We start from the raw sequence: 25,981 nt of genomic DNA, 5'->3' as shown, positions 1-25,981 counted from the left end.
GTTCTACGGCCTATACCCTTTTTATCGATAGTTGAAAATCAATTTTAAACAAATCAGTGATACAGTTTTGCGATAGATGCTCCACCTGAGCAAATTATGAACGCGGCCCCTCTTCTAACTGAGAGATTCTTTTTTCAAGTTTTTTTATCTTCGACTCAGCATTAGTGGCATACAGCAGTGCACACGAGGCAATTAAAAGTGCAAACCAGATCATACTTACCTGTACCTCCATTTATTTTAGTTTTGGCTCTGTTAAAGTCTGTTATTGATTTCCGCTCACTGCGCTCCCTTTCCGCGGGAGTGTCACGCGCTCGCTTCAATCAACGATAGAAGAATATCAACATTAAGCTTTAACAGGGCCTTAGATTTAAAACCTTAGAACAGCTTGTTCGATCCGTTGCAGAATATCCATAAAATAGCTGTTTCCGTGAGGCACAAAAGCCGTTTTCTTTACTTCTATTATTTCGTTTACCTGGAGGCCGTTTTTACAGAGTCTGAAGCCTTCCATCCGAAGGGAGCTGATGTCCCCCTTAAAGAAAGGAAGAAGCTGCTGAATAGAGGCACGGTAAAAACCGGCAACTTCATCAGGTTGAGGGGAAAAACATTCCCATTCAAGATGGTCAGCTATACAGAGGTAGGTATGCGCAAACTCGTTGTCGGTAAAACCATCCCGGCCTCCCGGATCCTCCAGAGCAATTGTCCCAAGTGAAACAAGTTCCTTCATGGCGACCTTAATTCCTGTCTCTTCCTCCACTTCCCTGACCCCGTCTTCAGGAGACTCATCCGCAAGAAGGTGACCAGCTGCTGTGATATCCAGAAGAGATGGATAGTCCTGCTTTACAGAACTTCTGAGCTGGAAGCAGAGAAAATTACCTTCGTCTTTACGGGTTACAAACCAGCAGTGGAATGTTTCGTGCCAGAGGCCTTTTCTATGTACCTCAACACGGGGTGCCGTTCCAGTCTGTTCCTGATTTTTATTGAACGTCTTAAGAATTTCGCTCATGGCTCACTTCCTGTCATGTTGTTTAAAATGAGTACGGCAGACCTTTACAATACCATCAACATGCGAGGCATCCGCCTGCATAATTTTAATCATCTGATTCCGCCTCCCGGCCCCGGCAGTTCTCCCGGCTTTTAAACAGTGCCCGAATTCCTTTACCGGCAAAATTCACATTGACGGTTCATTACTGTTATTCCTCCTCATGAAGAATGCCCTGCTCCCTCCCCCATTTAAGTACGGCTTCATATGGGTCCCCTGAAAGTCCGAGAACATAGGCAAACGCAGGCTCTGTTTTCATCCCGCTCTGCTTTAACGATATGACCCGCTGTTTAATAAACGGGTATTTTTCCAGCATGGCAGCTTCCGTAATCATATGTTGATAGGCACGCTGCCTGTAAGACGGTACCGGCTGGGCAAACAGTTCAAATTCGAATGCCTCAAAAACAAAGTTTGCCTTCATAACCGGCCGGTTCTGTTTTTGTTTCTCTCTCATACTGAACTGCTCAAAATCCCCATATAAATGGGTGACTTTTTCTTTGAAATCAGAAAAATCTTTTTCCATTACATTCATAACAATATCAAGATCAGAGCCGGCTGTATTGACACCAATTGGGATTGTCCCGCAAAGAAGAGGGGTAAACGTTTTGAAATCGTCCAGGATCCCAAGGTTATTAATGGCTCTGTATGCCAGTCTCTGTACCGGGCTTCCGTATGCAAGTTTCCTGCAGTGGTCCTTCATCGCATCACCTTCTTTAAAATGTTAACACTTCCCATAATCTGAATCTACATAAAATACCTTTGCAAAGCTGGTAAATCACTAACATTGAAGCACAGTTACGCATATGCTATTATGTACTTAATTCCTACCTTTTCAATGCGGATTATCAGGAATAACAAGAAAACTGCAGTATATCAGCATTTTAATTACTTTTTCGGGGGTAGACCCCAGAAGGGAACGAGGAATATGGGGAGAGAATTTGTTGATCTTTTTGACCGCTGGGCTGAGAGTTACGATGATACCGTGCACGGGGTCGATGATGAATATAAGGAAGTTTTTTCGAATTACAATGCGATTCTTCAGGCAGTGGCGAACAGTTCAGTTGGAAATGTAGTGGAATTTGGTGTGGGTACAGGGAACCTGACTTCCGAATTGAAGGCTCGGGGGGTCAGCATTACCGGGATTGAACCTTCAGAAAAAATGCGGGACATTGCCCGGGAAAAACATCCTGACGTGACCATTCATGAAGGGGATTTTCTCTCCTTTCCGGATTTTGAGAACGGCGTAGATACGTTCGTTTCAACCTATGCGTTCCACCATTTAACAGATGAAGAGAAAAAAACAGCGGCTAATCTTTATTTCCGGACCTTAAACCGTGGCGGAAAAGTGGTATTCGCTGATACAATGTTTACAGATGACACCGCAAAACAGCGAATGATCAAGCGGGCAGAAAACCAGGCGTTTTACAACCTGGCAGAGGATCTCCGTACGGAATACTACACGACGATTCCTGTTCTGTCCGACATCTTCCGTGACGCCGGTTTTGATATAGAGTTCACCTCACTGAACCCTTACGTCTGGCTCATGAGCGCGGTGAAGAAACACGACAATTAATCTACAGGAGGCTGTTAGTATGACGAAGAAAATGAACGTAGAAAGCTTTAACCTTGACCACACGAAGGTAGCGGCACCGTATATCCGTCTTGCGGGAACGACTGAAGGTGCAAACGGAGATACGATCTACAAGTATGACCTCCGTTTCTGCCAGCCGAACAAAGAGCATATGGATATGCCAGGTCTTCACTCACTTGAGCACATGATGGCAGAATTCAGCCGTAACCACCATGGACAGATCGTTGATATTTCACCAATGGGCTGCCAGACCGGGTTTTACCTGAGCATCATAAACGATGAGAGTTACGATCACGTTGTCGAACTGGTGGAAAACACTTTGAATGATGTGCTGAAAGCTGATGAAGTGCCTGCGTGCAACGAAGTTCAGTGCGGCTGGGCTGCTTCCCACTCTCTTGAAGGAGCAAAGGAAATTGCCCAGCGTATGCTTTCAAGAAAAGACGAATGGACGCAAGTATTTGCAGACGAGCATCTTTAATACAGGAGTCCCTCTATGACAATCTACCAGGGAATCGACTCACTTATTGGGAAAACACCATTGTTTGAACTCACGAATGTCCCCCTGCCGAACCAATGCCGGTTATTTGCAAAACTTGAGTACTTCAACCCGGGAGGCAGCGTCAAGGACCGACTCGGACAGGAGCTCATCCGGGATGCGGTTGAAGGGGGACATATCACTTCAACCGGAACGATCATTGAACCGACTGCAGGTAACACGGGCATTGGCCTGGCGCTTGCTGCTGTCGGCAGAAAAGTGAACGTTATCTTTGTTGTGCCCGAGAAATTCAGCCAGGAAAAACAGATACTTATGCGCGCACTCGGTGCAACTGTTATCAATACACCTACTGAAAAAGGAATGAAGGGTGCGATCGCCCGCACCGGGGAACTCCTTAAGGAAATTCCCGATTCCTATTCTCCTGCCCAGTTTAATAACGAAGCTAATCCAAACACCTACTACAAATCCCTCGGTCCGGAACTCGTCGCCGATCTTAATGGAAAAATTGACGTGTTTGTGGCCGGTGCAGGTACAGGCGGTACGTTTATGGGCACTGCCCGTTACCTGAAGGATCACCTTAAAAACGTGAAAACGGTGATCGTGGAACCAGAAGGGTCGATTCTGAATGGTGGAGAATCAGGCCCTCACCGCACTGAAGGAATCGGGATGGAGTTTCTTCCTCCTTATATGGACAAATCTTTTTTTGATGCAGTCCATACCATTACTGATGAGGAAGCATTCCGCCGAGTACAGGAACTCACGCGGGAAGAAGGCCTTCTTGTGGCGAGCAGTTCCGGCGCAGCCTACGCTGCAGCGATCAGGGAAGCAGAACAGGCAAAGACAGGCTCCCATATCGTTACCGTCTTCCCGGACAGCAGTGAACGGTATTTAAGCACAGGTATTTATGAAGGGAATGAATCGGAATGAAAAAGAAAACACAAATGATTCACGGCGGTGTATTCGGAGACAAGCATACCGGCGCAGTAAGTACCCCGATTTATCAGGTTTCCACATATAAACAGAACGGCGTAGGTAATTTCACCTACGAATATTCCCGTACCGGCAACCCGACAAGAGAAGCGCTCGAAAAGCTCATTGCCGACCTCGAAGGGGGGCACCGCGGTTTTGCATTCGGTTCAGGAATGGCCGCCATCAGTGCGGTGATGCAAATGTTTAAAGCCGGTGATCACGTCGTATTTACAGACGATGTTTACGGGGGATCCTATCGCCTTATGAGTAAGGTGATGAGCCGCTTTAACCTGGATGTTACGTTTGTGGATACAAGCGATGAGAAAAAAGTCCGTGATGCTATTCAGGATAACACGGTTGCTATTTACGCGGAGACACCTACAAATCCATTGCTGAAAATAACGGACATCAGGGCTATGCGCAGTCTTGCAGACAAACACGGACTGCTTTTGATTGTGGACAACACTTTCAGCACACCTTACTATCAGACTCCGATTTCGCTCGGGGCTGATATTGTCCTTCACAGTGCAACCAAATACCTTGGCGGACACAGTGATGTAGTTGCAGGCCTTGCTGTCGTAAACAGTGATAAGCTTGGCGAGGAACTTCATTTCGTTCAGAATTCCGCAGGCGGCGTACTTGGTCCCCAGGATTCCTGGATCGTGATCCGCGGGATTAAGACACTCGCTCTACGAATGGAGCAGACCGAGAAAAACACAGCTAAAGTAGTGGAATTTCTCCAGAGTCGTGAAGACGTTACAAAAATTTATTACCCGGGCCTTGAAGATCATAAAGGTCACGAGGTTCATAAATCCCAGGCCACAGGGTTTGGGGGCATGATCAGCTTTGACGTTGGCAGCGGAGAACGCGCCGAGCACGTACTTGCTCAGACACGCTATTTTACACTGGCTGAGAGTCTCGGTGCTGTTGAAAGTCTGATCAGCCTTCCGGCTAAAATGACGCATGCTTCCATTCCTGCAGACCGCCGGGCCGAGCTTGGTATTACCGATGGCTTAATTCGGGTTTCGATCGGTATTGAAGACGCTGATGATCTTGTGGAAGATCTGAAGCAGGCACTGGACAGCAAATAATCACCATACAAATGAGGAGGCTGGGACAAAACTCAGCTAAGCAAAAGGGCCTTCTGCTTTAGGCCGTATTAAAATGGTTGATTGTTCAAAAATACACTCGCTTGCCTCGGGCAAGGCTTCAGCTAACCGGGGAAGATCGCCCCGGTGGATCTTCAGCCCTTGCTTTTCCCGCAGGCGTCTCGTGATAGTATATACACACAAAACGGTGCCGGCTAATTGGCACCGTTTTTTACTTAGTTAGAGACTGTTTTGTCCCAGCCTCCTCATTATGTTTTCGATTCCTTTGAACTTGTGTTACCAAATGCCTTAAGAAAATAAGCTGCCGGAAGCAGCACACCGAGACCAGCCTGCACAACAGAAATGAAGCGTGCCGGACCTACCGGAACCATATCCCCGTAACCGATTGAGAGCAGAGTCACACCACTGTAGTAAAGATATTCCATAAACGTCCCCTCAACCGGCTCGCCTGTAGGGTCATTTATCCGGAGCACAACCTGCTCCAGCGACATCAGATAGTATATAGCTGCAAACGAAAAAGTAAGACTGATCAAGATCAATGTTAACTTAAAAAAAAGAGCCGAGCTGATCCAGGTATGCCTGTATGAGCGGTTTGAAAAGAAATAATAGAGATTGACGATGACAAAGATTACCGTCATCCCAATGAGAAGCTGTGCAATCATCGAATCATCTCCAATTGGTAACTGTGATGAACCAGTACCCTTAAAAAACCAAGTAAAAACTAACTCACTACAGCCAAAAAAGACCGGATCATACTCTATACCGGCCTTTAGAAACCTATCTGTTTTTGTTCGCTGCAGGCGGACGCTTTCCGCCGGCATCGCTTATCCGATCTGACCCTCTCCCGGTTTTTTACGGCTGGTGCGAACCGGCATTACCGATAAGATACTGTCTCTTCTGAAGGTCCGAACGGCTCTTCGGAGGTGGCAGAACGCCGTTACTTTTCCAGCACTTATGCTGCGGATTGTGACCACCCGTTTAGTCACTGTTCCTTTTTTACTCATGTAGATCATTTCAACAGGCTCCCGGTTTACCATGCTCCGCCGAAAAACTCCTTCCATCCCCGCACCTCCAATGTTCGTCTTCCCTTCCAATTATAAGAACATATGTTCTGTTATTCAACAGAATTCCCCTGCCAAATGATGGGTAAACCTCTATTGGTTTTTTCTTGTTAGAAAAGACTTATAAACGGACGGAGCACTCCACTTTCACGGGGCAGGTGGAGTGCTAGGACCTGAACTGCTTTTCTTCCTCTTTTTTCGCCCTCATAGCCAGAATATGATTCATCCTGAGTATGCGGCCTTTCTCCGGCGCAGCGTAACGGGTTTTCTCCTGCATTTCATCCTTTAGCCGAATCATATCGTCAATCATTTCTTTTGTACTGATAAACACCTGATCTTCAAGCACAATCCCGTCTTTCAGCACCTGTTCGGCAGTGCGACCCGTTTCACCTGCCGGACTTTCACGGATGAATGCGTGCTTTTTTAAACGTTTGGCATTTTCCTCCTCCTGGCCTGGAAGAGGTGACGTAATTATGACCGGTATTCGTGCTGCTAAGGCTTCTGTCATTGTTACGCCGCCGGGTTTGGAAATGAGAACATCGGCTGCCTTAACAAAGTCGGCAAATGTATGTGTATAGGGAAACACGCGGACATCATGCCGCGTTGACAAGGCCTCCAACTGCCTGGCAGCCCGTGTATTTTCTCCTGTAAAACACAGCAGTGTCCATGTACCTGAAGTATCCTTTTCAAAGGAACGGACCACTTCTTTATATGGAATCAGCCCTTCCTTACCGCCGCTGACAGCTGCAACTTTAGCGTGAACTGGGAGACTCATCCGGCGCCGGAGCTCTTCTCTACGAACAGGTGCTTCCCAAGTACTCCGGATACTGATACACCCGTGCACAAAGCGGGCAAAAGGAAATGCCTGCTGCTGCCGAAGTACTTCATCCAGATCCGGCAAAAAAACTGCTGTGACTTCCCTGCTTAGACTCATCCCGTGAAAGGAATAGTCAGTCACGAGGGAAAACAAAGCCGGTTTCTCCGGAAAGGCACACTTTCTGATGCTTAAATCTGCCACGGCTGTCGCGAGAGGATGAGTCGCGATGATCATGGACGGTGCTGCTTTTTTAAGTCTTCTCACTGCTTCATTCCACAACGGTGCAAGCAACGGGGAAAGCGTTTTATAAGGGGAATCGGTGCGCCGGTAAATAGCTCGCCACATGAACGGCGTAAATCGAACCATTTTCAAATACAAATCAGGCGCAAATCGCTTGAGGCTCCCCGGCAGGCAGGTAAACAGATCAATGACCTGGCATTCGGTTCCACGACTTTCCCATTCTTCCTTCAGAACACCGCAGACTGCATCATGCCCCGCTCCTGCTGACACTGTTAATAAAACGACCCGCCCTCTCAAAGCTCTCACCTGCCTTTCTATAAATATCTCCTCCGCTTTCGGATGCAAAAACAAGTCTGTTATTAGTGTAGTGTGGGGTTCACCAAAAGATTCCATACATAGAACGTGAATGATTAAAGTCCGCGGAGGTTTAAGATTTTCCCGCCGGGGCATGAATGGAATAAGTAAGGTTTTACCTTTCCTCTGCATAAAATACAGAACATAGCAGGAAGGAGGCGCAGGCTGACGTGAAAAAGTACCTCATGTTTTTTCTGGTGGGTATTGGAATCGGCTTTATGTTTCAGGTTGTCGGGTGGGTTTTATACCACATGCCAGAAGGCGTTCTTGATTATGCCGGAATTTATGCTCTTGCGATTCTGCCAATGGCACTCATGCTTTATGTTCTGTATAAAAGCGGAATGAAAGAAAAGAAAGGAAATCCCTGAATCAAGGCGGTGTTACAGGCTTTAAACGGCAAAAAAACACCTTCTTTATTCTGAAGGTGTTTTCGGTGCTTTCCGCATCGCCACGTGGGGAATCCCCGCATCAAAAAACTCGCCCGATATAGTTTCATAGCCAAGCCGCCTGTAAAAGCGCTCCGCCTGAACCTGGGCGTTAAGCTTTAATTCTTCAATCGGATGCTTTGCTGCTTCGGTTTCGATTTTCTTCATAATCTTTTCACCAAGCCCCTGCGTACGGTATTCCTTAAGTACACAGATGCGCTCAACTTTCCCGATATCATCAATAATTCGCAGCCGCCCGGCACCTGCCGGCTTTTTACCGTTTTTTTCATCATATGCAACAAAATGAATGGCATCGGCTTCAAACTCATCAATTTCCTCTTCTTCCGGAACGTGCTGCTCGTCTACAAAAACGACACGGCGCACATAAAACGCATCCTCTTTTTCCTTTTCTGACTTTACAACTCTAATGTCCACTGTTTACTCTCCTATGCCCAGACGAAAAGTCTCGTAAACCGTCCACATGTTATTATCGAGCTGATACAGTAGAGAAATGCGGTCGACTTTCTCCTCATGGTTGACCGTTTCCATTTTCAGGCGGCCAAAGACGTCTGAGCACTCATCATTATCGAGTTCCTGTCCAATTGTTATATGAGGAACAAACTGATAATCGTAGTGATGCTCAAGTTTTCCTGAATTCAGCCGGTTCCGGAGGGCTGACAACGTTTCGTTCTCACGAACCTTCATATAGATGGTGTTTGTCACCGGATGAAACGATCCGAATTTATACACCTCCATGGTAAAAGGATCCACCGTCCCTGCAACACTTTGTATTTCCTCGAGGATCTCCGGCAGTTCGTCCTCCTCTGCTGTAAATGCTTCCTTGATGGTTACATGAGGTGGAATCAGCGAATAATGGGAGTCATAGCGCTTCCTGTATGAATTAGCGATATCCTGAAGTTTTTTTGATGGAAAAATGGCAATGCCGTACTTCATAATGAGTATCCTCCTTCTGATCATACTTTATCTAATAGCCTTCAATTTTAATCATAAACGAAACAGACGAAAAAATGAAACCCCGCCTCTTACCGGATATTCCACACAAGTCCCGAAAAATCCTTTTTTACTTATGATGTTTATATGTATTTAAGAAGGGAAAAGGGCTTTCCGGGACCTTTTCACTGGTCACGGATCTATGAATTATCACTATATTTCGAAAACATGGTACAATAAGTACATATTGGACGAGACACAGGAGGAATACACAATGACCAGTCAACGAACACCTGTACATTGCCACGTAGTGGAAAATGCAGCCAGAAAGCTGATTGAGGAACGGGGCGTAACCCTCGAAGATATTGCCCGCATCGTGTACGACATGCAGGAACCGTATAACCCGGGGCTTCATATGGAAGACTGCCTTGACAGTGTTGATAAAGTCCTTCAGAAACGTGAAATACAGCATGCGGTTCTGGTGGGGATTGAACTTGATAAACTAGCCGAGCAGAAAAAACTGTCCGAACCGCTTCAGTCTATCGTGGAAATGGACGAAGGCCTTTTCGGAGTTGACGAGACAATTGCACTTGGCTCTGTTTTCGGATACGGAAGCATTGCAGTAACAACATTCGGCTATCTGGACAAAGAAAAAACAGGAATTATCCGTAAACTCGATCAGAAAGCGGACGGACGATGCCATACTTTTCTCGATGATCTCCTCTGCAGCATTGCAGCCAATGCCTCAAGCCGCCTTGCGCATCGGATGCGGGACCGCGAAGAGCGCTTGAGAGAAGAGGAGATCAAGGAGCGTGACCGGGAAGAACGTATCGGTTAAAGCCGCTCACTTTGTTGTCAGTCGTCTGACACACAGTTTCTTTGTGTTAACCGTTTTACCAGCCTGACTCACATACGGGGCAGGCTTTTTTTATGGGTTTGCAGCATTTGACGCACAAACGAACAATACACTTCGGCCACCTGCTCCACTTGCTTCATCTGGAAGGAGGTGGTATTCTTTTGTACAATGCATATACTGGCAGTGTAACAGAGAAAATCAGAGGTGACGGGATGGAAACGAGCATGAAAACGACACGCTGGATTTACTTTAAGGAGATTTTCACATCAAAATTCCAGGCAGGATGCCTAAAGGCCAAGCTTGAAGACAACTGGCATAATGGTTATGAGAACCCCCCCTGGGTAGAAATACGCAAACGAAAAGACAACCGCTACGTCGTCCGCTATACTTTTGATGAATAAAAAACTGTTGACACTTTTTCTGATATCCGGTATATTATTAATTGTCGCTATGACAAACCGTCCCGTTCCGTTAGCTCAGTTGGGAGAGCGCCACCTTGACAGGGTGGAGGTCACTGGTTCGAGCCCAGTACGGGACACCATACTATGTACATATACTCCATTGCCAACAGGCAGTGGAGTTTTTTTCTGCGCCGAATCAGAAATCCAGCAGTTTGTCTTTTTTTTGCATCAGAAAGATTCTTTCCACGGGGGCCTCACCAAGGGAAAGCGAATGGTCTGACATGCACCTGAGCTTCTTCGCAGGCTCTTTATGGAAGAAAAAAACCTGCACTTGGCTGCATTCAGTACAGGCTGACTCATCATATCCCCACACTAGTTGTTTTTTCCTCGCGGAGATTCAAAATTTCCCGGCTCATCATACGCTGGATCCCCGCCTTCGTTGCCCATCTTGGAGCTTTCAGGTGATTGGGAGGGAATGTTGTTGCAGGCGCCGAGCAGTGTCATGAGCATGACCGCCGCGCACAAAAGAGCTGCCAATGTTTTTTTGTTCACTTTGTGACCTCCTCTGCTGTTTTCCGTAGTGTTTCCGCACCTGCACTCCCGTATTCCGCCAGTTCCGTGCCGATTTTATCCATTAACAGGTAAATTCATGAAGACGTTCATAAACAGATAATAAAAACGCTCATAATCAATGTCCATTGCAATCAGATGTTTCGGATACTCCTCCTCCAGATCATCAGGGGTGATTCCGTAATTAGGCCTGAAATCAGCAATACTTGCGCCTCTTGCAGGCCCGGTACTCGTTTCAATGAAGATCTCACGCTCGACCATCGTTAACATGTCAGGATCTGTTAAAAACATCATCGGCAGAAGATCATGAATGAGGGCCCCATCAATTCCGGGAATGAATGTCTGGTACACCTCAGCATAGTAAGTAAACATCTCCCTAAGCGGTTCCCTGATTCTCTCGAACGGAGACCAGTCAGCAAGATAACCTATCATCTCAGGCGTAACCAGGGCTTTTCCAGTGGCATCGAGGGGAAAGACATGAGACTTGATATTTTCAAACACAAACTTTGACGCTACCGGATCGGCATAGAAATTAGCTTCTGCTGCAGGTGTAACATTTCCCGGCACCAGAAAAGCGCCGCCCATTAAGTAGCACTCTTTCGCCTTCTCCATCTTCTGTTTACCGAGCATGTAAGCGATCATCAGGCCTGTGTTACGGCCAATATCAACGATGGAGACATCCTCATGTTTATCAAATACCGCATACAGGTCCGTAAAGTTTGTAAGCTGATAACCGAGCCCTTCCGGTTCAAATTTACCCAGTCCCTCTGTTCCATGCACTTCAGGATAAAACTCCACATACACGTCTGATGCCGGCTGGTTCGCCCCTCCATATACCGGGATATCCACTTCCAGCATGTTCAGAAGCGCCAGAATATTTCTGGTCGTCGTCTCCACCTCGACATTTCCATAACCTGATACGATCCCAACTACGTTGATGTTCGGATGAAGCACTGCATACATAATCGCAATCGCGTCGTCCACTCCAGGGTCTGCAAACATCAGGATGTTTTTAACCATCTCAATCCTCCTGCTTTATGCTTTTTTACTTTATTTATGATGAAGGGTGAGTAAACATGAAGAAAAGGCATGAACATAGTGCTGGCCGTTAGGGCAGCTAATGCCTTTTCTGCGTCAATGATCCCGTTGAACAACAAAACGGTGCCAACTATCGAATAGCGATAATTGGCACCGTTTTTTACTTAGTTTGTCTTGTCCATCCTCATTTATTGGAGCTGGTATGGCCCTGGCCCTAAAGCACACTGTGCACTTAAGATTTTTTCTGCCAGATCAGAGCGAGTGTCCCTTCTCCTGCGTGTACGGCAATGGTGGAACTGATCTCGCCTGTAATCACGCTGAGGGACGGCATCTTCTCTTTAATTTTCGCTTCAAGCTGTTTGGCTTTGTCCACCACGTTTCCGTGCATAATCTGCACTTCTTCAATCAGGCTGCTTTCAAACGAAGCGTGAAGAAGATCAACGAGACGATTCATGGCCTTCTTTTCAGAGCGAATCCGTTCAAACAGCTCAAACTTGCCGTCCGGATCAATTCTGAGCACCGGCTTAATTTTCAGGACGCTTCCCAGCATATACTGAGCTCCGGACATTCGACCGCCTTTGTAAAACTGCTCAAGACTGCCTAAAAGAATATAGTTCTCTGTCTGACCTGCATGCTTTCTAAGCTCAGCTGCCATTTCAGAGGCTGTATTTCCCTCGCCAGCAAGTCTGATTCCCTGGTTAAGCAAGTGGGTGATGGCATAGGACATACATTTTGAATCAATCACTTCCACATGAAAATCCTCTGTCATATCACTACCCTGCACAGCACTTGAAAACGTGCCGCTCAACTCACTTGAAATGTGAACGCAGACAGCGCTGTCATAATTCTTTTTCAGTGTTTCAAAAAGTTCAGCAAACCGGCCCACAGAAGGCTGGGATGTTTTTGGTACTTCCTTCTCCGTGCGAATTCTTGTGTAAAGCTCGTCTGTTGTAAGGTCCACACCATCCTCAAAATCCTCTCCATTAAAGTTAATGTTCAGAGGAAGAACATACACATCCGGATGATTACGGAGTTCTTTAGTTATGTATGCCGTACTGTCAGTAACAAAAGCAATTTTATTCATATAGTCCAACTCATTTCCAATATATTTTAAATCGTTTTACTTTATTTATAAAACCAGTATAACGGATATTTTGATTAGTACCAAGTACTAAATGCTGGTACTGAAAAATGATTGGAAGGTTACCGGCAGCGTACAAAGGGTGTTTCACCTGTAATCCATTAAACAAGAAAGGAGTGCCGGTTTTGCAAACAAACAGCAGGCTTGCCAAAAGCGTTTATTATCAGAATATAGGAGGTGTGTGTACTGTAGAGAAGGCTCATCCGGACCTCCGTCTGATCGGAAAAGGCAGAAGTGCCTGTGCTTTCAGACTTCCCTGCAGAGAAAAGCCGACTGTTTTTCCCCAATCCGGAAACATAGGCGTGTTTTTTGCCAAGCTTCAGTAAACGACTGTTCCGGCAAGGGCTCCTGTTGCAGCCACTCCAATTAATCTATACATCCTGCTGTCCTTCATTAACTCCCTCAGCTCCTTTACGACGCCCACCTTCTGCTCCTACCCCAATGTCTGTCCAGATAAAACCTCAGCGCCTCCTGATAAACCCAGAGGACAATTTAAGCATAAAGGAAGGCCCTCACCGCTGCCGGTAAGGGCCACTTCAAGAATATCGCTGGTTTCTTTGCTGTTCAGCTTTTGTGTAATCAGGCAGACCAGAACCAGTCACACAGCTGAGCTAATTCCTAAAAGATTGTCTGCTGCTGTATGTCAGGCTGCGCCAGAGCCATTCAGCAGGACCAAAGCGAAAACGGGCCACCCACCAGTTACTGATTAGGATTTGAAATGCAAACAGCACCACTGCAATTACAATCCAGTAAATCGGCTCCAATTCAGCGTACAGGCCAAATCCGTAATTATAAAAAATGAGGGTACACACGATTGACTGAAGCAGATAATTACTCAATGCTGTTCTGCCAACCGCCCTCAGCGGGTTGAGAAGCCATTTTCCTGACCGGCTCTGATAAAGAAGGATCAGCGATGTGATATAAAAGAAACAGAGTGCAGGACCTGCAATAGTTGAAGCTGCTGGCATCAGAAGTGAATGATAGGTTATGTCCGATCCCTGCTCAAAGTAACTGTTCACGTACAGAAAATTGACCGGCAGACCAATAATGAGCGTGATAACCCACACCTTTTTAAAAAATGGAAGATATTCTTTAATGTTTGTATGCATTTTTGATTTAGCCGCATAAACACCAAACAGGAACATGGCAAGAATCATGGGTGCCATAAACAGATAATTTGAAAACATAAACCAGTAATCAGCTGTCCGCTGGTTCATAATCTCTCCGAAACTGCCGCTGCCATATGCCGCTATACTCTGCTCAACCATTTGCTCATACATGGCGATGGACTGTTCCGGCTGGGCAAATCCTTCCCCCGTCATATATAAAGCAAGGGCACCAAGAGACAAAAAAACAACCGGCAGGGCAAGAAGACCGAATGCCCAGTAAAGACATGTTTTCGCCTCCCTGCGGTAAAACAGGAGGAGAAAAAGTCCGGTAATCGCATAAATCACAAGAATATCACCGAACCAGATACCAAATGCATGAACAATACCGATGGCAAGAAGGAAAACCAGTCTTCTTAAGAAGAGTGACTGAGGCTTTGCCGTTTTTTCTCTCGCCCGGTCAAGAAACAGAATAAAACCAAGACCGAATAAAAAGGAAAACATCGTAAAGAATTTTGATGAAGCAATAAATTGAATCGTCCACTCTGCCCCCCTGCTCACCTGATCTGTCCACATAGATCCGTCCAAAAGCATCTGATAGACAACCGGCGAGGCAAAAAACGGCATGTTGGCTAGGAGGATGCCAAATAAGGCAAACCCTCTTATAATATCAAGCTGCCTGACTCTCTCCACTGGGAGGACAGGAGCTGTATGCTGATCATTCATCACGGCACATTCCTTTCAATTATCCTCGTATCATTATAACGCCTGCCTCGGCAGCAGCATGCCACCATTCAGAGGAACAATAGCGAAAAGCACAAATTACTGTACTTAAAAGAAATCACGTTTACTTCCTTCGTACCAGTCGTAACCCTTCGCAAGCAGATCGTTCCTCATTTTTACCTGAAGTTTTGTCAAGGCCACAAACAGCTCCTGACGCCCCTCTTCTTTAATCATAAATTCCAGTCCATATGTAAAAAGACCATTTTCGTCCTGTCTTCTTTTCAATTTACCGCTGAAGACAAAATATTCATCTGCAAGGCTGAAAGAGATTTGCAGGATCAGCTCAGGATGGGTAGGAAGATTAATGTTCGAGGTAAAGCATAAACCGCCAAGACCTGTGTCTTCAATCAGTACTGGCGCCCCTCCCGCTTCGATCTTTTTTCCCATTATCTCGACAACCTGCATGCTGCCCTTTAATGGGACTTGAAAGATAACCCTGAAAAATTCACGCCGGTTTGCTGAAACAGGCCGGTAAACAGAACGTACCGACCTCTCTTTCTCCTGACTGCTGATTGACATCTCCCCCTGACAACTTCCTGTAAATTCCTTTCTAGAACGTATCACCATTATACACAGGATTGCAAAAGGAGAATATTACTAGATCAAAAAATGAAGAAAGTCCTATTAGAACTTCACGCTGAAGCCGTTAAAGTGATGGACACCGGTACCGAATTGATCAAGCCCCTGCGCGCGGAGTGTTCTTGCTGCTTTTTCCACCTCTGTCAGAAGTGCCGGTGAGAGCCCCAGTGTATTATGGCTGCCGAAAATCCTGATAACATTATCAATAGCGGCAATTTTGACCCAGGAATTCACCAGATCGGCCGGGTTTGTGGTCGGGTAAAAGGCATAGACTGGCGTTTCATCGTAAAGAAGATCTCCTGTGAATAGAAATCCGGTTGCATGATCATAAACACAAACATGACCAGGCGAATGGCCGGGCGTATGAATGAGGGAAAGTGTACGTCCGCCCAGATCGATGCAGTCACCGTCTTTTATTAGACCCGCCGGTCTTCCTGTATAGGGTACATACGTTTCCGGGTTGAATTCTTCCGGTGCAGGTTTAGTCAGATCACGGCCGATATCTTTTCGTATTTGACTGAGCGGAAGCCCTTTGATTCCATTTTCAAGCCAGTCCGCCTCCTCTTCATGCACTAGGATATCTTCAAATGAACCGTGGCTGCCGATATGATCCCAGTGCACATGCGTGGTGACTACAGTAACCGGAAGATCAGTCAACTGATGGATTACCGGAGCGATATCGGCGATCCCGATGCCTGTATCAATCAGACAGGCTCTTTTCTTCCCTGTCAGAAGAAAGGAATGAACCTTTTCCCAGTGTCCATATTCACTTATGGCCCAGGACTGATCATTCAGCTGCGAAATTGTAAACCAGTGGTTTTCCATAGCATCTCCTCCTAAAAATATGTTCTTCAATTTGGACAGTACGGGGTCGTTTCTTCCCGCCGGGTTACAGTTTTACATTTGTTACAGCAAATCAGGCTTGTCTCTTCTTTACCGAGCGATCCAAACCCCTTTGAAAGAATCCGGTTAAACAGATTCACTGAACAGATATCGTATTTAAATGAAAGCCACAGACCGAATGAGATTACGATAAATAAAATGAGTACAGTAAATGCGGTCATGTATTCCCCTCCACTGTATATACGCTCCCCGGCTGAAACGGTTTCAATATAATCTGATTTTATTTAAGCAATACCTCCAGCGCCACCTTTAAACAGCAACTCACAAAAAACAAGGACCGGACAGTGACTCAGCACTGTTCCGGTCCTTCGTTTATCTACAGACTAGTACTTACAAGCACACGCGATGATCACAAGAAGGATGAACAACACGAGGATTAAAGCAAACCCTGTGCCGGCACCACCTACTTGACCACAGCCATAGCCGTAACCGCCATATCCGTATCCCCACATAGTACTCACCTGCCTTCTGGTTGGGACTACACTAACAATATAGTCAGTTTTAAGTATTTCGCCTGTATATTCGCCCGGTTTTTCAAAATCCTTTGAAATAAATTTTGCATATTATTTCCAATCACTCCCATACTAATTGTCTGAACGAGCCATTCTCAGGGAAACTGCTTCTATTTTTCCGAATAGGCTCATCTATTTTACAGACAAGCATTAACCAGGGAGGCGGTAACGTGCTGTTCTTACTTATTCGTCAAATGGTTCTCGGGCTTTCGATTGCTGCCCCGATCGGGCCTATTAATATTGAAATAATCCGCCGGGGGATCTATCATGGATTCTGGCCGTCCCTGCTTGTCGGTGCCGGAGGGATGTCAGCAGATTTACTGCTTATGTTCCTCATGTATCAAGGTCTGTCCACAGTGCTGACTCTCGGTGGTGTTCAGCTGTGTCTGATGATTCTTGGTGCTGTGATATTAACCTGGACAGGTATATCAGGCCTAATGAACAATCCTGATATTCCATCTCCTCAGGAAGAGGATTTTCGTATGGAAAAACCTGAACAGGAGAATCAGAGCGGCACACTGCTTCGTTCATATGCCACCGGTGCATCAATTGCTATGTTTAACCCGCTCAATATTCTCTTCTGGCTCGGGATTTACGGTTCGGTTCTGAGCGATACATTCAGCGATGAAAATAAATTACGGGCATTTATTATCAGCAGTGCCGTATTTCTTGGCGTTGGTCTTTGGAATCTCAATCTTGCATTTACTGTTCATTTCGGGAAACGTCTGCTTCGTCCAGGCGCAGTCCGCGGCGTCTGTTATGGAGCCAGCTTTATTCTGATCGGATTCGGTCTGTATTTTGCCTGGAAGGCTGTGATGAAGGTCGGCGGTATGCTTTAAAGCAACGCAAAAAGAGCGCTCCCCGCGGGAACGCTCTTTTACTATTGGCTCTGTTAAAGTCTGTTGTTGATTTCCGCTCCCTGCGCTCCTTTTCCGCGGGCACCGCTTCAGCCTCCTCGGGGAGAACGCCCTGCGGGGTCTTCAGCCGGCGCTGTTCCCGCTGGAGTGTCGCAAGTTCGCTTCAATCAATGATAGAAATATCAAAATTGAGATTTAACAGAGCCTTACTATTAAGCACGGTATTTGGATAGAAAACCGAGAATTGATTTGTACACGCGGATTTCGTTTTCTTTTTTTGAGAATCCGTGGCCTTCGTCGTCCAGCACAAGATACTCCACCTCGGTCCCCTGTTTCTGGAGAGCCTCAACGATCTGATCGCTTTCCTCTTTTACAACGCGAGGGTCATTGGCTCCCTGAATAACGAGCATAGGCTGTTTCATTGTGGACAGATAGGTGATCGGAGAGTCTTTTTCCAGACGCTCCTTATCTTCGACCGGGTCGCCGAGCCACCGCTTCATAACAGGTTTCCAGTGATCGGGAACGGAATTGAGAAACGTAAACAGATTGGAAACACCGAAAATATCGATTACTGCCCGGAAATAATCGGGATGTCGTCCGTGCAAAAGGAGTGCCATATAGCCTCCGTAGCTTCCGCCCAGCAGAAACAGGCGGTCAGGGTCACATTTTCCGGTCTCGAACAGCCATTCAATTCCCGCTGTACAATCAAGACGCGGTCCTTCTCCCCAGTCCTGTTCCACCAGCTTTGTAAATGTCGCGCCGTATCCGGTGCTTCCCCGGAAATTAGGGGCAAAGATGGAATATCCTTCGTTTAAAAAGCATTGGAACATAGCGCGGAAGGTTTTCCGCTCGGCTGCCTGCGGGCCGCCATGAGGCCAGAAAATCACATGCCCGTTATCGTTTTCAGGTTTGGCTTTGAACCAGAGTGCTTCGATTTCTTTTTCATCAAAAGACCGGTAAGACACCACTTCAGGGTCAGCCATGTCCTTTGTTTCTACTCCTGGGACACGGTTTTCCGTCAGTTTTTGCCACTCACCGTCGTTGTTATACAGGTACAGGTTTACCGGCTCGGTTGCGCTTGTACCGAGTACATACACCTGACCGCTTTTTGACACACTTACCTGTCCGAGCACTTTAACAGGAGAGCGCAGATTTTCAGGCTTACCCGTTTCAGAGGAAACATGGTAAATCCGGTCTTCGACTCCTTTTTCTGTTTCTACATACAGGGTTTCCGACTCTTCGTGCCAATGAATGGCACTAACGCTTTCATTGTCAAACGCTGCAAATGTGCTCCTCTCCCCGGAGGTCAGGTCGTATTTTACTACGTAGTCATGCTCCGAGTTATCATTTGTGACAAAATACAAGGTGTGATCACCTGCAAAGGCCGCTTCTCCAACAACATGAATCCGTTCCGGGTCCTCACTGAGCATCTTCCGCTCCCCCGTTTCCACGTTCAGGAGTTCCGCAAGCACGTAGGTATTGGCCAGGTGCTTACTCAGCACGAGATGACGCTCGTCAGGTGAAACCGCCGTTATCGTCGTCGCCCCGTCTTTACCATCGTAAAGCTGAACGGAGTCTCCTGTTTCCAGATTCAGCCGGTGTCCCCGTAGGAAGTTCGGGTTCCCCTGACTCGTGCTGTAATAAAGGTTTTTCCCTTCTTCATTCAGGTGGGCAAAAAAGAACTTGTCTTCTTTTTCGCCGTCGATGAGCTTTGTCTTTTTACCTCCGGCATAAGGCATGGCATATAAATGGTAGTTTTCATCACCGTCATGATCAAAACCGCCGATTACAAATGTTTTGTTCGGATCTTCCTTCAGATCACTGCAGCTCTGCTCTGTCTGCGTAAAAAGGTATGGAAACCCGCCGGGCAAATCCATAGCCCAAACGTTCATTTTACCGTTCAGGTTTGTAGAAAAAAGGATCCGTTTCTCGTCACTTGAAACGGTGAAATTCGTAATTGCATATGTACGGAAAAACTGTTCAACCGAGTGTCCCGGAAATTGCATAACGCTGGTCTCCCCTTTATGTTTAGAATGTTTTGAACAATAAAAGTATATCACTGATTTCCAGATATTTCGACCGGCGAATGAAAGGATAAAAACAGACTACTTAGGGCGTCTAACCTTGCCTGGCCCAAAATGCACAAAGTGGAGACTGGGCCATAAGTAAAGTGTTAAGGTGAGAACCCGAACAAAACGCTGTAAAGCGGATGAAATATACGCTGACTCCTGCGGGAAGAAAAGCGCAGGTGAGACCCCGTAGTGCGAAGCGCGCGAAGGCTCAGCCGCTTCCCGCGGAAAGCAGCGTATATTTCAGGAGCGTTTATTTGCGACGCATTACAATATAAAGGCAATCTTGCCAAGCTGTTCTGCACGATTGAGCCGGTCAAACGCTTCCCTGTATTCTTCAAGAGGGAAGGTACGGTCCATGACGGGCTTAATCTGATGCGTGCTGACAAAGTCGAGCATCGCCCGGTATTCTTCGTTACTTCCCATTGTGGATCCGTGAAAAATGTATTGACCATAAAAGAATTTGCGGAGGTTGATGTTCAGTTCGTCTCCAGTGGATGAACCAAAACTGACAATCGTACCTCCCTTTCTGAGCGTATCGAGGGAACGATTAAACGTCGCAGCACCAACGGATTCAATCACAAGATCCATTTTTGTACTTCCAAGTTCCTCATTCCAGTCAGCCTGCGAATCCATTGCTTTTACTGCACCAAGCTCTTCTGCTGCTTTTCGTTTCTCACCGGAACGGCTGGACACGTATGCATTCGCACCTGCAGCCTTCGCAAATTGAAGCAGCATTGTGGCCACGCCTCCCCCTATCCCCGGAATAAACACATTCATTCCTTTAGATGCTTTTCCTCTCGTAAAAAGTGCCCGGTAGGCAGTCAGGCCTGCCAGGGACAGGACGGCGCTTTCCTCCCAGGTCAGGTGCGCCGGTTTAGGTGCAGTGAAGGCAGCCGGCACGGTAACGTATTCGGCAAATGTCCCATTATTTGGGAAACCGAGTACTTCGAAATGATCAGGCGGGGCACCACTCTCTTCTTTCCAGTATAAACCCGGGTTGATGATGACCTCCTCCCCTGTAGAGACTGATGTGACATTCTCCCCTGTCGCGTCCACAACTCCGGCGCCGTCTGAGCCGATTACAAACGGGGGATCATCAGGACTGTGCCGGTCCAGAACAAACAGATCACGGTGATTCAGACCTGCCGTTTTTATACGGATCAGGACATCGTCGGGACCTGGTTCCGGTTTATTGTGTGCTTTTGTGAGTGTCAGGCCTTCAAAGCCTTTTGGTTTCGTATGGGTTAGTGCTTTCATTTTGGCGAGATGCCTCCTTTAATGGACTGCTTTGTTTCATTGTAGTAAAGATAGGCTTTAATTTCGAGGCGGAAGGGCTTAAGCAGGGTCACAGAAGAGGCTGTGTTTCCACCGTTGCCTCCCTGTAAATAACAAATCCTTAGCATATAGTCACCATACTTATACATTTTCCTGTATAACATCACTCAAGTAACAGAAACTACCTGTATGCAGAAACGGGGGTGAGGGAACGTGGTGAAACGGAACTCGGATATCAACGAAGTCATGGCAGCTTACGATGAACCGGTATCAGACAATGCCCAGACAAATGTAACACGTCTTAAAGAGCTTCTCGGAAACAGTGAGGATATCCAGGTCGGCCGTTTCCTGGATGGCCCCCACCCGTTTGCTGTCATACATCTTGAAGCCATGAACAATGAGGAAATGATCAGCGAAGCCGTGAACGCCCCTCTTCTGCGGGGGCAGCGGGAAGCCGAAAGACCGGAACAGCTTTTCAGCAGAATTGAAGGCAAACGTTCAGACCCCTACAGATCGTTTAAAGACGTGATTACCGCCCTTATTCACGGAGAAGTCATCGTATTTGTGAGCGGATGTGCTTACGCAGAGGGAATTACCGGATTTATGGTGGAAATGCGACATGTGGATGAGCCGGCAAATCAGACGGTCATCCGGGGTCCGAAAGAAGGATTCGTTGAAGCCATTAACGTGAATACATCCCTCATCCGCAGGCGGATCCGCAATCCGCAGCTTCGTTTTCGAAAACTCACTGTTGGAAGAAGTACGCAGACGGAAATTAGACTTTGTTACCTTGAGGATGAAGTGGATCAGGACGTGCTCAAAGAATTAACCCTCCGGATTGAAGCCGTGCGGACAGAAGAAATATACGAAAGCGGCATGCTTGAAGAACTGATTGATGACTATGGAAGGAAGACACGCTGGTATTCTCCATTTCCGACTGCACAGGTGGCTGAGCGCCCGGACACCGTCAGTTCTGAAGTACAGGAAGGGAAAATAGCGGTCATCGTTGACGGAACACCAATGTGTCTCGTATATCCGATGACGTTTCTCTCCTATTTCCAGGCTGCGGAAGACTACTATCAGCGATTCGATTTTTCTTCCTTTATCCGCATCATCCGAATGGGTGCTTTTTTAATCAGCCTTTATCTGCCTTCCCTTTATATAGCTGTTACGACCTTTCACCCTGAACTTGTAGCAACGGATCTGCTGATTAATCTCGCAGCACAGCGGGAGGGGATACCTTTCCCGGCTTTTATCGAAACGCTTCTCATGGAAGTGATCTTTGAGATTCTTAGGGAAGGCGGCGTCCGAATGCCCCGGACAATCGGGCCTGCAATTTCGATTGTAGGGGCGATCGTGCTCGGGGATTCGGCTGTTCGTGCCGGCCTTGTAAGCCCGGCAATTGTCATCGTTGTGGCCCTTACCGCCATCTCAAGTTTCGTGGCACCTGCCTACAATTTTTCTATCAGTGCAAGAATACTCCGATTTATCATGATGGGTTTTGCAGCGACCACAGGCCTATACGGCGTTTTGTTTTTTTCGGCAATCCTGCTCATCCATCTCTGTTCACTTGAATCCATGGGAAAACCGTACTTTTCCCCGCTTGCGCCTTTTAACCTCAAGCATCAGAAGGACGGCTTTCTCCGGCTGCCGATCTGGGTTAAAAACGTGCCGTTCCTGCGGCCCTGGATTCGTCATGATGGAAAAAAGGAGAACAGCGGATCATGAGAGCATTGAAGAGATTACAATTATTAATTCTTTGTACCCTGTTTTTCACTGCCGGATGCGGAGATAAAATGGAACTCGATCAGCTGGCAATTGTCGTTGCCATCGGGGTGGATAATGTCCCGGATACGGAAGAACTGGAAGTGTCGTTTCAGATCATCAATCCCCACGGCGCCTCTGCCCGTGTATCCACAGAAGGAGGCGGCGGCGAAGATGCTTCCGTATATACATTTACAACCCGTGGCAAGACTCTCGCTGAGGCGCTCGATAAGGCGAAAAACATCGCGCCAAGACGGTTGTTTTTTTCCCACATTTATTACCTGGTGATGGGTGAATCGTTTGCCCGGGAAACCGGGATCAAGCGTTTATTTGACTTTGTTGAACGTGATGAGCAGATGCGGATGCAGTTTCTATCCTTTATTGCCAAAGACACTACAGCTAAAGAAATTCTGACTACGTTCACCCCGCTGGATGAAAATCCTGCTAAGTCTGTTCGTGACAGAGTCATGGTCGCCTCCGGTTCGCTCGGAATCAAGGAAAACATCACACTCGCCGATTCTGTCCGAGCGTATATGTCTGATGATCATCACCCGATTGTGCTCGGTCTAAAAGACATCTCAAGTGCAGAAAGCTCCCAGACCAGTGTTCTTCAGCGGATTAATGAGCACAGCTTTGCGCTGGATGGGCTGGCCATTTTCAAAGAAGACCGGCTGGTGGACTGGTATAACATGGAGGAGTCCCAGGGATGGGTTTTCCTCAATGGACTGGTCGGTGACAGAACGATTTTCGACACCTCATGTGAAGGCGGTTTTGCCGGAGTTAGAATTCATGAACTGAACCAGAATATCGATGCATCTGTCGAAGACGGCCGCCCTGTTTTTGCAATCAGGCTGAATGGTACAGGCTACCTTCTGGAAACCTCGTGCGACCTTGATATGACTGACCAGGAAGATCTCGAGAAACTGAGAGAGGCTGTTAATGGAGAACTCGAAAAGGAAATCCGCTCCACTATCGATAAAACTATGACGCTTGGGTTTGACGCAACCGGGCTTTCCGATATCTTTCATAGAAACAATCCGGAGCAGTGGGCGGAATGGAAAGATGACTGGTTTGCACACTTTGAAAATGCCCGTTTTGACTACCGGATTGATATTGATATCAATCTTACAGGAATGAGGTTTAACAAGGTCGATGAAGAATAAGGATTCTGCGTTAGAAAAAGAAAACAAACACTTCTCCATTACGGTTCTTGCTGTGTGGGCTTTTGCAGGTGTTTATGCCGTCAGCTATCTGTTTGACCAGAACTGGTTTCCCGTAACAGAAGGTCTCAGAGCAACTTATGAACCGATTTACACCTGGCTGTTCGGCAGCTGAAGCTCAGCACCGGAAAACAGGATTCATGCTGGAAAGGATGTTGGGTAATGAAACACCAGATTAACCGCTGGCAGTTCGGGCTTCTTATAATTAACTTTGTGGTGGGCAGTTCTCTTCTAATGGCGCCAACTGCCACTACGGCTCTAGCAGAGCAGAATGGCTGGATCAGTATCATCCTCGCAGCGTCAGCAGGAATTCTCCTGAACATCCCGGTCTATCTTCTCATGCGCCAATACGGATACGCTTCAATTTTTGCGATTTCAGAAGCGGTAACCGGAAAAATCATCGGGACAGTGCTCAACATCCTGTTTATCGCAGTCACCCTCCACCTGACTGCTCTCATTATGCGGAACTATGCCAACTTCACCAATACAGTAGCTTTGCCAGAGACTTCACCTCATATCGTTGTCTGGATGGGCCTGATTCTGATGATCTTTTCCGTAAGCAAAGGCGTCCAGAACATCGGAAGGGTCAACGAAGTTCTGCTTCCGCTTATGCTGTTTGTGGTTTTAGGGACCCTTCTGGTCGTTTTGAACAAATTTGACGGCGCTTACCTGCTTCCTGTATTGGAAGGTGGATGGTTTCCGATAGTTCACGGTGCTTACCCGACTCTGGGTTTCCCTTTTATTGAGCTGCTCGTCTTTACATCCCTCGTCACCTTTGTCTCAGATAAGAAGCATCTGCTCACTTATATTGTCTGGTCGATTGCCATCTCAGGATTTGTTCTTTCGAGCGCTATTTTAGTCACGGTCGGCGTGGAGAGTCCTGATTTTACTGCCCGGGAAACGTTTGCCACCTATGCAATGGCCAGAAACATTGAAATTGGCGAATTGTTCCAGCGGGTGGAAGCAGCGATCGGGATTGTCTGGCTGCTCTCTTTGTTTATCAAGATGACGGTCTGTCTGCTGTGTGCCCTTTTTGGACTTCAGCATATTTCAAAAAGGGGCAGCTACGGCGTATTCGTTTTCCCATGCGCCGTCCTGGTCTGGGCGATGAGTGACCATCTGCACCCTGATATTGTCGACTTCTCTGATTTCGTATTAAAGAACTGGACACTGTACTGGGGGTCGGTCTATATCGTACTGACAGGAGTCCTTGCAGGAGGGATCTTAAGCGGCCGACATAGGGCTCTTCAAAACCGTTCTCAGTCTGTTAAGCGGTTAAGCCACGTATAAAAACTGGCCAGAAATTCCCTCATCAGCTCGATTGTCTTTTCATCGGTTATTTTCCCGTCCCCAATCCGTTTGTGAGCAGCTCCTATAAACAGCTCCGGCTGGGGAAGCACAAACGAGCCGCATGCGGTAAGTGTCTGTTTGACCTGCACCTGGGCAAGTGACGTTCCAAGCGCACTGGGGGATGCTCCGGTTACTGCTGCAGGAAGCTGAGCCAGCACGTTCTCGTTCGTCATGCTCCCGGCCCAGTCCAAAGCGTTCTTCAGGACTCCCGGAACTCCATGGCTGTACTCGGGGGTCACAATGAGAACACCATCTGCCGTGCGGATGGTTTCTTTGAATACTGCGGCCGCCTCCGGGTCTCCCCCTTCTTCCAGATCAGCGTTAAAAAGAGGCAGGCTTCCAATATCCAGGACACTCATTTCCACCCTGTCAGCCGACAGCCTTTTGAATTCCTCCATCACTGTTTTATTTATCGATTCCTTTCTAAGACTCCCGGTTATTGCAGCCAGTTTGTACATTCTCTCTCCTCCTTTTTCGTTATATTCCCTCTCCTCCACTTGAG

At 47.1% G+C, this 25,981-nt stretch carries 30 protein-coding genes and 1 tRNA gene; 13 read left to right on the top strand and 18 right to left on the bottom strand.

Annotated features, from left to right (window positions below; genetic code table 11):
* Positions 1–367: 367 nt before the first annotated feature.
* Both CR205_RS04125 and CR205_RS04120 read right to left on the bottom strand, forming a co-directional pair.
* Positions 368–1,003, bottom strand: a complete 636-nt coding sequence (locus CR205_RS04125) for an NUDIX hydrolase (protein ID WP_110517222.1) — start codon at positions 1,001–1,003, stop codon at positions 368–370.
* A gap of 187 nt (positions 1,004–1,190) precedes the next feature.
* On the bottom strand, positions 1,191–1,739 hold the full coding sequence (locus CR205_RS04120) for a DUF4269 domain-containing protein (protein ID WP_110517220.1): 549 nt from the start codon (positions 1,737–1,739) through the stop codon (positions 1,191–1,193).
* A gap of 225 nt (positions 1,740–1,964) precedes the next feature.
* On the opposite strand from CR205_RS04120, the gene CR205_RS04115 reads away from it, so the two are divergent.
* Genes CR205_RS04115 through CR205_RS04100 form a run of 4 tightly spaced genes read left to right on the top strand, consistent with a single transcriptional unit; the run spans position 1,965 to position 5,186 of the window.
* The gene (locus CR205_RS04115; protein WP_110517218.1) at positions 1,965–2,612 is read left to right on the top strand and encodes a class I SAM-dependent DNA methyltransferase; all 648 of its coding nucleotides are present in this window, start codon (positions 1,965–1,967) and stop codon (positions 2,610–2,612) included.
* Between the two features lie 19 nt (positions 2,613–2,631).
* Positions 2,632–3,108: an S-ribosylhomocysteine lyase gene (locus CR205_RS04110; RefSeq protein ID WP_110517216.1), complete on the top strand. Its 477-nt coding sequence runs from the start codon at positions 2,632–2,634 to the stop codon at positions 3,106–3,108.
* Between the two features lie 15 nt (positions 3,109–3,123).
* Entirely contained in the window at positions 3,124–4,053 is a 930-nt protein-coding gene (locus CR205_RS04105; protein ID WP_110517214.1) for a PLP-dependent cysteine synthase family protein, read from the top strand.
* Positions 4,050–5,186, top strand: coding sequence for a bifunctional cystathionine gamma-lyase/homocysteine desulfhydrase (locus CR205_RS04100; protein WP_110517212.1), 1,137 nt, complete (start codon positions 4,050–4,052; stop codon positions 5,184–5,186). The genes CR205_RS04105 and CR205_RS04100 overlap by 4 nt, the downstream gene beginning before the upstream one ends.
* 266 nt (positions 5,187–5,452) lie before the next feature.
* Here the strand turns inward: CR205_RS04100 and CR205_RS04095 are convergent, their stop codons facing one another.
* The 3 genes from CR205_RS04095 to CR205_RS04085 form a co-directional block, all read right to left on the bottom strand.
* Entirely contained in the window at positions 5,453–5,866 is a 414-nt protein-coding gene (locus tag CR205_RS04095) for a potassium channel family protein (protein WP_110517210.1), read from the bottom strand.
* A 162-nt stretch (positions 5,867–6,028) separates the two neighbouring features.
* The gene (locus CR205_RS04090) at positions 6,029–6,265 is read right to left on the bottom strand and encodes a hypothetical protein (protein ID WP_110517208.1); all 237 of its coding nucleotides are present in this window, start codon (positions 6,263–6,265) and stop codon (positions 6,029–6,031) included.
* A 166-nt stretch (positions 6,266–6,431) separates the two neighbouring features.
* Complete coding sequence (locus CR205_RS04085) at positions 6,432–7,619, bottom strand: MGDG synthase family glycosyltransferase (protein ID WP_161524669.1); 1,188 nt, start codon at positions 7,617–7,619, stop codon at positions 6,432–6,434.
* Between the two features lie 227 nt (positions 7,620–7,846).
* On the opposite strand from CR205_RS04085, the gene CR205_RS04080 reads away from it, so the two are divergent.
* On the top strand, positions 7,847–8,044 hold the full coding sequence (locus tag CR205_RS04080) for a hypothetical protein (protein ID WP_110517204.1): 198 nt from the start codon (positions 7,847–7,849) through the stop codon (positions 8,042–8,044).
* 45 nt (positions 8,045–8,089) lie between these two features.
* Here the strand turns inward: CR205_RS04080 and CR205_RS04075 are convergent, their stop codons facing one another.
* Both CR205_RS04075 and CR205_RS04070 read right to left on the bottom strand, forming a co-directional pair.
* Entirely contained in the window at positions 8,090–8,536 is a 447-nt protein-coding gene (locus CR205_RS04075; RefSeq protein ID WP_110517202.1) for a GNAT family N-acetyltransferase, read from the bottom strand.
* A gap of 3 nt (positions 8,537–8,539) precedes the next feature.
* On the bottom strand, positions 8,540–9,055 hold the full coding sequence (locus CR205_RS04070) for a YjcG family protein (protein ID WP_110517200.1): 516 nt from the start codon (positions 9,053–9,055) through the stop codon (positions 8,540–8,542).
* 271 nt (positions 9,056–9,326) lie between these two features.
* On the opposite strand from CR205_RS04070, the gene CR205_RS04065 reads away from it, so the two are divergent.
* The 3 genes from CR205_RS04065 to CR205_RS04055 all read left to right on the top strand — a co-directional run bounded on the left by CR205_RS04065 (position 9,327) and on the right by CR205_RS04055 (position 10,449).
* Entirely contained in the window at positions 9,327–9,890 is a 564-nt protein-coding gene (locus CR205_RS04065; protein WP_110517198.1) for a phosphatidylglycerophosphatase A family protein, read from the top strand.
* A gap of 230 nt (positions 9,891–10,120) precedes the next feature.
* Entirely contained in the window at positions 10,121–10,309 is a 189-nt protein-coding gene (locus tag CR205_RS04060) for a hypothetical protein (protein WP_110519672.1), read from the top strand.
* Positions 10,310–10,373: 64 nt separating this feature from the next.
* A tRNA-Val gene (locus tag CR205_RS04055) sits at positions 10,374–10,449 on the top strand.
* A 232-nt stretch (positions 10,450–10,681) separates the two neighbouring features.
* Here the strand turns inward: CR205_RS04055 and CR205_RS04050 are convergent.
* The 8 genes from CR205_RS04050 to CR205_RS04010 all read right to left on the bottom strand — a co-directional run bounded on the left by CR205_RS04050 (position 10,682) and on the right by CR205_RS04010 (position 16,881).
* Positions 10,682–10,861, bottom strand: coding sequence for a hypothetical protein (locus CR205_RS04050; protein ID WP_110517195.1), 180 nt, complete (start codon positions 10,859–10,861; stop codon positions 10,682–10,684).
* Positions 10,862–10,936: 75 nt separating this feature from the next.
* Positions 10,937–11,899 (bottom strand): nucleoside hydrolase, encoded by a 963-nt coding sequence (locus CR205_RS04045; protein ID WP_110517194.1) that lies wholly within the window; start codon positions 11,897–11,899, stop codon positions 10,937–10,939.
* Positions 11,900–12,149: 250 nt separating this feature from the next.
* On the bottom strand, positions 12,150–13,001 hold the full coding sequence (locus tag CR205_RS04040) for a DegV family protein (RefSeq protein WP_110517192.1): 852 nt from the start codon (positions 12,999–13,001) through the stop codon (positions 12,150–12,152).
* A 668-nt stretch (positions 13,002–13,669) separates the two neighbouring features.
* Positions 13,670–14,890: a DUF418 domain-containing protein gene (locus tag CR205_RS04030; protein ID WP_110517188.1), complete on the bottom strand. Its 1,221-nt coding sequence runs from the start codon at positions 14,888–14,890 to the stop codon at positions 13,670–13,672.
* A gap of 105 nt (positions 14,891–14,995) precedes the next feature.
* Positions 14,996–15,466: a PilZ domain-containing protein gene (locus CR205_RS04025; protein ID WP_161524668.1), complete on the bottom strand. Its 471-nt coding sequence runs from the start codon at positions 15,464–15,466 to the stop codon at positions 14,996–14,998.
* 105 nt (positions 15,467–15,571) lie between these two features.
* A complete protein-coding gene (locus CR205_RS04020) occupies positions 15,572–16,351 on the bottom strand; it encodes an MBL fold metallo-hydrolase (RefSeq protein WP_110517184.1) in 780 nt (259 codons plus the stop codon).
* 26 nt (positions 16,352–16,377) lie between these two features.
* A complete protein-coding gene (locus tag CR205_RS04015; RefSeq protein ID WP_110517182.1) occupies positions 16,378–16,590 on the bottom strand; it encodes a hypothetical protein in 213 nt (70 codons plus the stop codon).
* A gap of 162 nt (positions 16,591–16,752) precedes the next feature.
* Positions 16,753–16,881 carry a YjcZ family sporulation protein gene (locus tag CR205_RS04010; protein WP_110517180.1) on the bottom strand — a complete coding sequence of 43 codons (129 nt, stop codon included), beginning with the start codon at positions 16,879–16,881 and terminating at the stop codon, positions 16,753–16,755.
* Positions 16,882–17,135: 254 nt separating this feature from the next.
* Here CR205_RS04010 and CR205_RS04005 point away from each other — a divergent pair, with 254 nt between their 5' ends.
* Complete coding sequence (locus tag CR205_RS04005; RefSeq protein WP_407923558.1) at positions 17,136–17,780, top strand: LysE family translocator; 645 nt, start codon at positions 17,136–17,138, stop codon at positions 17,778–17,780.
* A 230-nt stretch (positions 17,781–18,010) separates the two neighbouring features.
* Here CR205_RS04005 and CR205_RS04000 read toward each other — a convergent pair whose 3' ends face one another.
* Together CR205_RS04000 and CR205_RS03995 are read right to left on the bottom strand one after the other, a co-directional pair.
* Positions 18,011–19,804, bottom strand: coding sequence for a S9 family peptidase (locus CR205_RS04000; protein ID WP_110517175.1), 1,794 nt, complete (start codon positions 19,802–19,804; stop codon positions 18,011–18,013).
* A 330-nt stretch (positions 19,805–20,134) separates the two neighbouring features.
* Positions 20,135–21,127 (bottom strand): zinc-binding dehydrogenase, encoded by a 993-nt coding sequence (locus tag CR205_RS03995; RefSeq protein ID WP_110517173.1) that lies wholly within the window; start codon positions 21,125–21,127, stop codon positions 20,135–20,137.
* Positions 21,128–21,361: 234 nt separating this feature from the next.
* Between CR205_RS03995 and CR205_RS03990 the strand changes: the two genes are divergently transcribed.
* The 4 genes from CR205_RS03990 to CR205_RS03975 are packed head-to-tail and all read left to right on the top strand — an operon-like array spanning position 21,362 to position 25,419.
* Positions 21,362–22,873: a spore germination protein gene (locus CR205_RS03990; protein ID WP_142669858.1), complete on the top strand. Its 1,512-nt coding sequence runs from the start codon at positions 21,362–21,364 to the stop codon at positions 22,871–22,873.
* The gene (locus CR205_RS03985) at positions 22,870–24,072 is read left to right on the top strand and encodes a Ger(x)C family spore germination protein (RefSeq protein WP_110517169.1); all 1,203 of its coding nucleotides are present in this window, start codon (positions 22,870–22,872) and stop codon (positions 24,070–24,072) included. The genes CR205_RS03990 and CR205_RS03985 overlap by 4 nt, the downstream gene beginning before the upstream one ends.
* Positions 24,062–24,244 carry a hypothetical protein gene (locus CR205_RS03980; RefSeq protein WP_110517167.1) on the top strand — a complete coding sequence of 61 codons (183 nt, stop codon included), beginning with the start codon at positions 24,062–24,064 and terminating at the stop codon, positions 24,242–24,244. Before CR205_RS03985 ends, CR205_RS03980 begins: the two co-directional genes overlap by 11 nt.
* Before the next feature lie 47 nt (positions 24,245–24,291).
* Positions 24,292–25,419, top strand: coding sequence for a GerAB/ArcD/ProY family transporter (locus CR205_RS03975; protein ID WP_110517165.1), 1,128 nt, complete (start codon positions 24,292–24,294; stop codon positions 25,417–25,419).
* Here CR205_RS03975 and CR205_RS03970 read toward each other — a convergent pair.
* On the bottom strand, positions 25,389–25,937 hold the full coding sequence (locus CR205_RS03970) for an NADPH-dependent FMN reductase (RefSeq protein WP_110517163.1): 549 nt from the start codon (positions 25,935–25,937) through the stop codon (positions 25,389–25,391). The genes CR205_RS03975 and CR205_RS03970 overlap by 31 nt on opposite strands.
* Between the last annotated feature and the right edge of the window lie 44 nt (positions 25,938–25,981).

The sequence above is a fragment of the Alteribacter lacisalsi genome (assembly GCF_003226345.1).
Lineage (GTDB): Bacteria > Bacillota > Bacilli > Bacillales > Salisediminibacteriaceae > Alteribacter > Alteribacter lacisalsi.
Note: the sequence above shows the minus strand (reverse complement) of the source record. Positions and strands in the feature narration are given on the sequence as shown.

What these genes read in the sequence shown, in the direction of transcription:
- CR205_RS04125 (WP_110517222.1), bottom strand. Translation starts at nt 1,003, where the DNA reads ATGAGCGAAATTCTTAAGACGTTCAATAAAAATCAGGAACAGACTGGA.
- CR205_RS04120 (WP_110517220.1), bottom strand. Translation starts at nt 1,739, where the DNA reads ATGAAGGACCACTGCAGGAAACTTGCATACGGAAGCCCGGTACAGAGA.
- CR205_RS04115 (WP_110517218.1), top strand. Translation starts at nt 1,965, where the DNA reads ATGGGGAGAGAATTTGTTGATCTTTTTGACCGCTGGGCTGAGAGTTAC.
- CR205_RS04110 (WP_110517216.1), top strand. Translation starts at nt 2,632, where the DNA reads ATGACGAAGAAAATGAACGTAGAAAGCTTTAACCTTGACCACACGAAG.
- CR205_RS04105 (WP_110517214.1), top strand. Translation starts at nt 3,124, where the DNA reads ATGACAATCTACCAGGGAATCGACTCACTTATTGGGAAAACACCATTG.
- CR205_RS04100 (WP_110517212.1), top strand. Translation starts at nt 4,050, where the DNA reads ATGAAAAAGAAAACACAAATGATTCACGGCGGTGTATTCGGAGACAAG.
- CR205_RS04095 (WP_110517210.1), bottom strand. Translation starts at nt 5,866, where the DNA reads ATGATTGCACAGCTTCTCATTGGGATGACGGTAATCTTTGTCATCGTC.
- CR205_RS04090 (WP_110517208.1), bottom strand. Translation starts at nt 6,265, where the DNA reads ATGGAAGGAGTTTTTCGGCGGAGCATGGTAAACCGGGAGCCTGTTGAA.
- CR205_RS04070 (WP_110517200.1), bottom strand. Translation starts at nt 9,055, where the DNA reads ATGAAGTACGGCATTGCCATTTTTCCATCAAAAAAACTTCAGGATATC.
- CR205_RS04065 (WP_110517198.1), top strand. Translation starts at nt 9,327, where the DNA reads ATGACCAGTCAACGAACACCTGTACATTGCCACGTAGTGGAAAATGCA.
- CR205_RS04060 (WP_110519672.1), top strand. Translation starts at nt 10,121, where the DNA reads ATGGAAACGAGCATGAAAACGACACGCTGGATTTACTTTAAGGAGATT.
- CR205_RS04045 (WP_110517194.1), bottom strand. Translation starts at nt 11,899, where the DNA reads ATGGTTAAAAACATCCTGATGTTTGCAGACCCTGGAGTGGACGACGCG.
- CR205_RS04040 (WP_110517192.1), bottom strand. Translation starts at nt 13,001, where the DNA reads ATGAATAAAATTGCTTTTGTTACTGACAGTACGGCATACATAACTAAA.
- CR205_RS04030 (WP_110517188.1), bottom strand. Translation starts at nt 14,890, where the DNA reads ATGAATGATCAGCATACAGCTCCTGTCCTCCCAGTGGAGAGAGTCAGG.
- CR205_RS04025 (WP_161524668.1), bottom strand. Translation starts at nt 15,466, where the DNA reads ATGTCAATCAGCAGTCAGGAGAAAGAGAGGTCGGTACGTTCTGTTTAC.
- CR205_RS04020 (WP_110517184.1), bottom strand. Translation starts at nt 16,351, where the DNA reads ATGGAAAACCACTGGTTTACAATTTCGCAGCTGAATGATCAGTCCTGG.
- CR205_RS04015 (WP_110517182.1), bottom strand. Translation starts at nt 16,590, where the DNA reads ATGACCGCATTTACTGTACTCATTTTATTTATCGTAATCTCATTCGGT.
- CR205_RS04010 (WP_110517180.1), bottom strand. Translation starts at nt 16,881, where the DNA reads ATGTGGGGATACGGATATGGCGGTTACGGCTATGGCTGTGGTCAAGTA.
- CR205_RS04005 (WP_407923558.1), top strand. Translation starts at nt 17,136, where the DNA reads ATGGTTCTCGGGCTTTCGATTGCTGCCCCGATCGGGCCTATTAATATT.
- CR205_RS04000 (WP_110517175.1), bottom strand. Translation starts at nt 19,804, where the DNA reads ATGCAATTTCCGGGACACTCGGTTGAACAGTTTTTCCGTACATATGCA.
- CR205_RS03995 (WP_110517173.1), bottom strand. Translation starts at nt 21,127, where the DNA reads ATGAAAGCACTAACCCATACGAAACCAAAAGGCTTTGAAGGCCTGACA.
- CR205_RS03985 (WP_110517169.1), top strand. Translation starts at nt 22,870, where the DNA reads ATGAGAGCATTGAAGAGATTACAATTATTAATTCTTTGTACCCTGTTT.
- CR205_RS03980 (WP_110517167.1), top strand. Translation starts at nt 24,062, where the DNA reads ATGAAGAATAAGGATTCTGCGTTAGAAAAAGAAAACAAACACTTCTCC.
- CR205_RS03975 (WP_110517165.1), top strand. Translation starts at nt 24,292, where the DNA reads ATGAAACACCAGATTAACCGCTGGCAGTTCGGGCTTCTTATAATTAAC.
- CR205_RS03970 (WP_110517163.1), bottom strand. Translation starts at nt 25,937, where the DNA reads ATGTACAAACTGGCTGCAATAACCGGGAGTCTTAGAAAGGAATCGATA.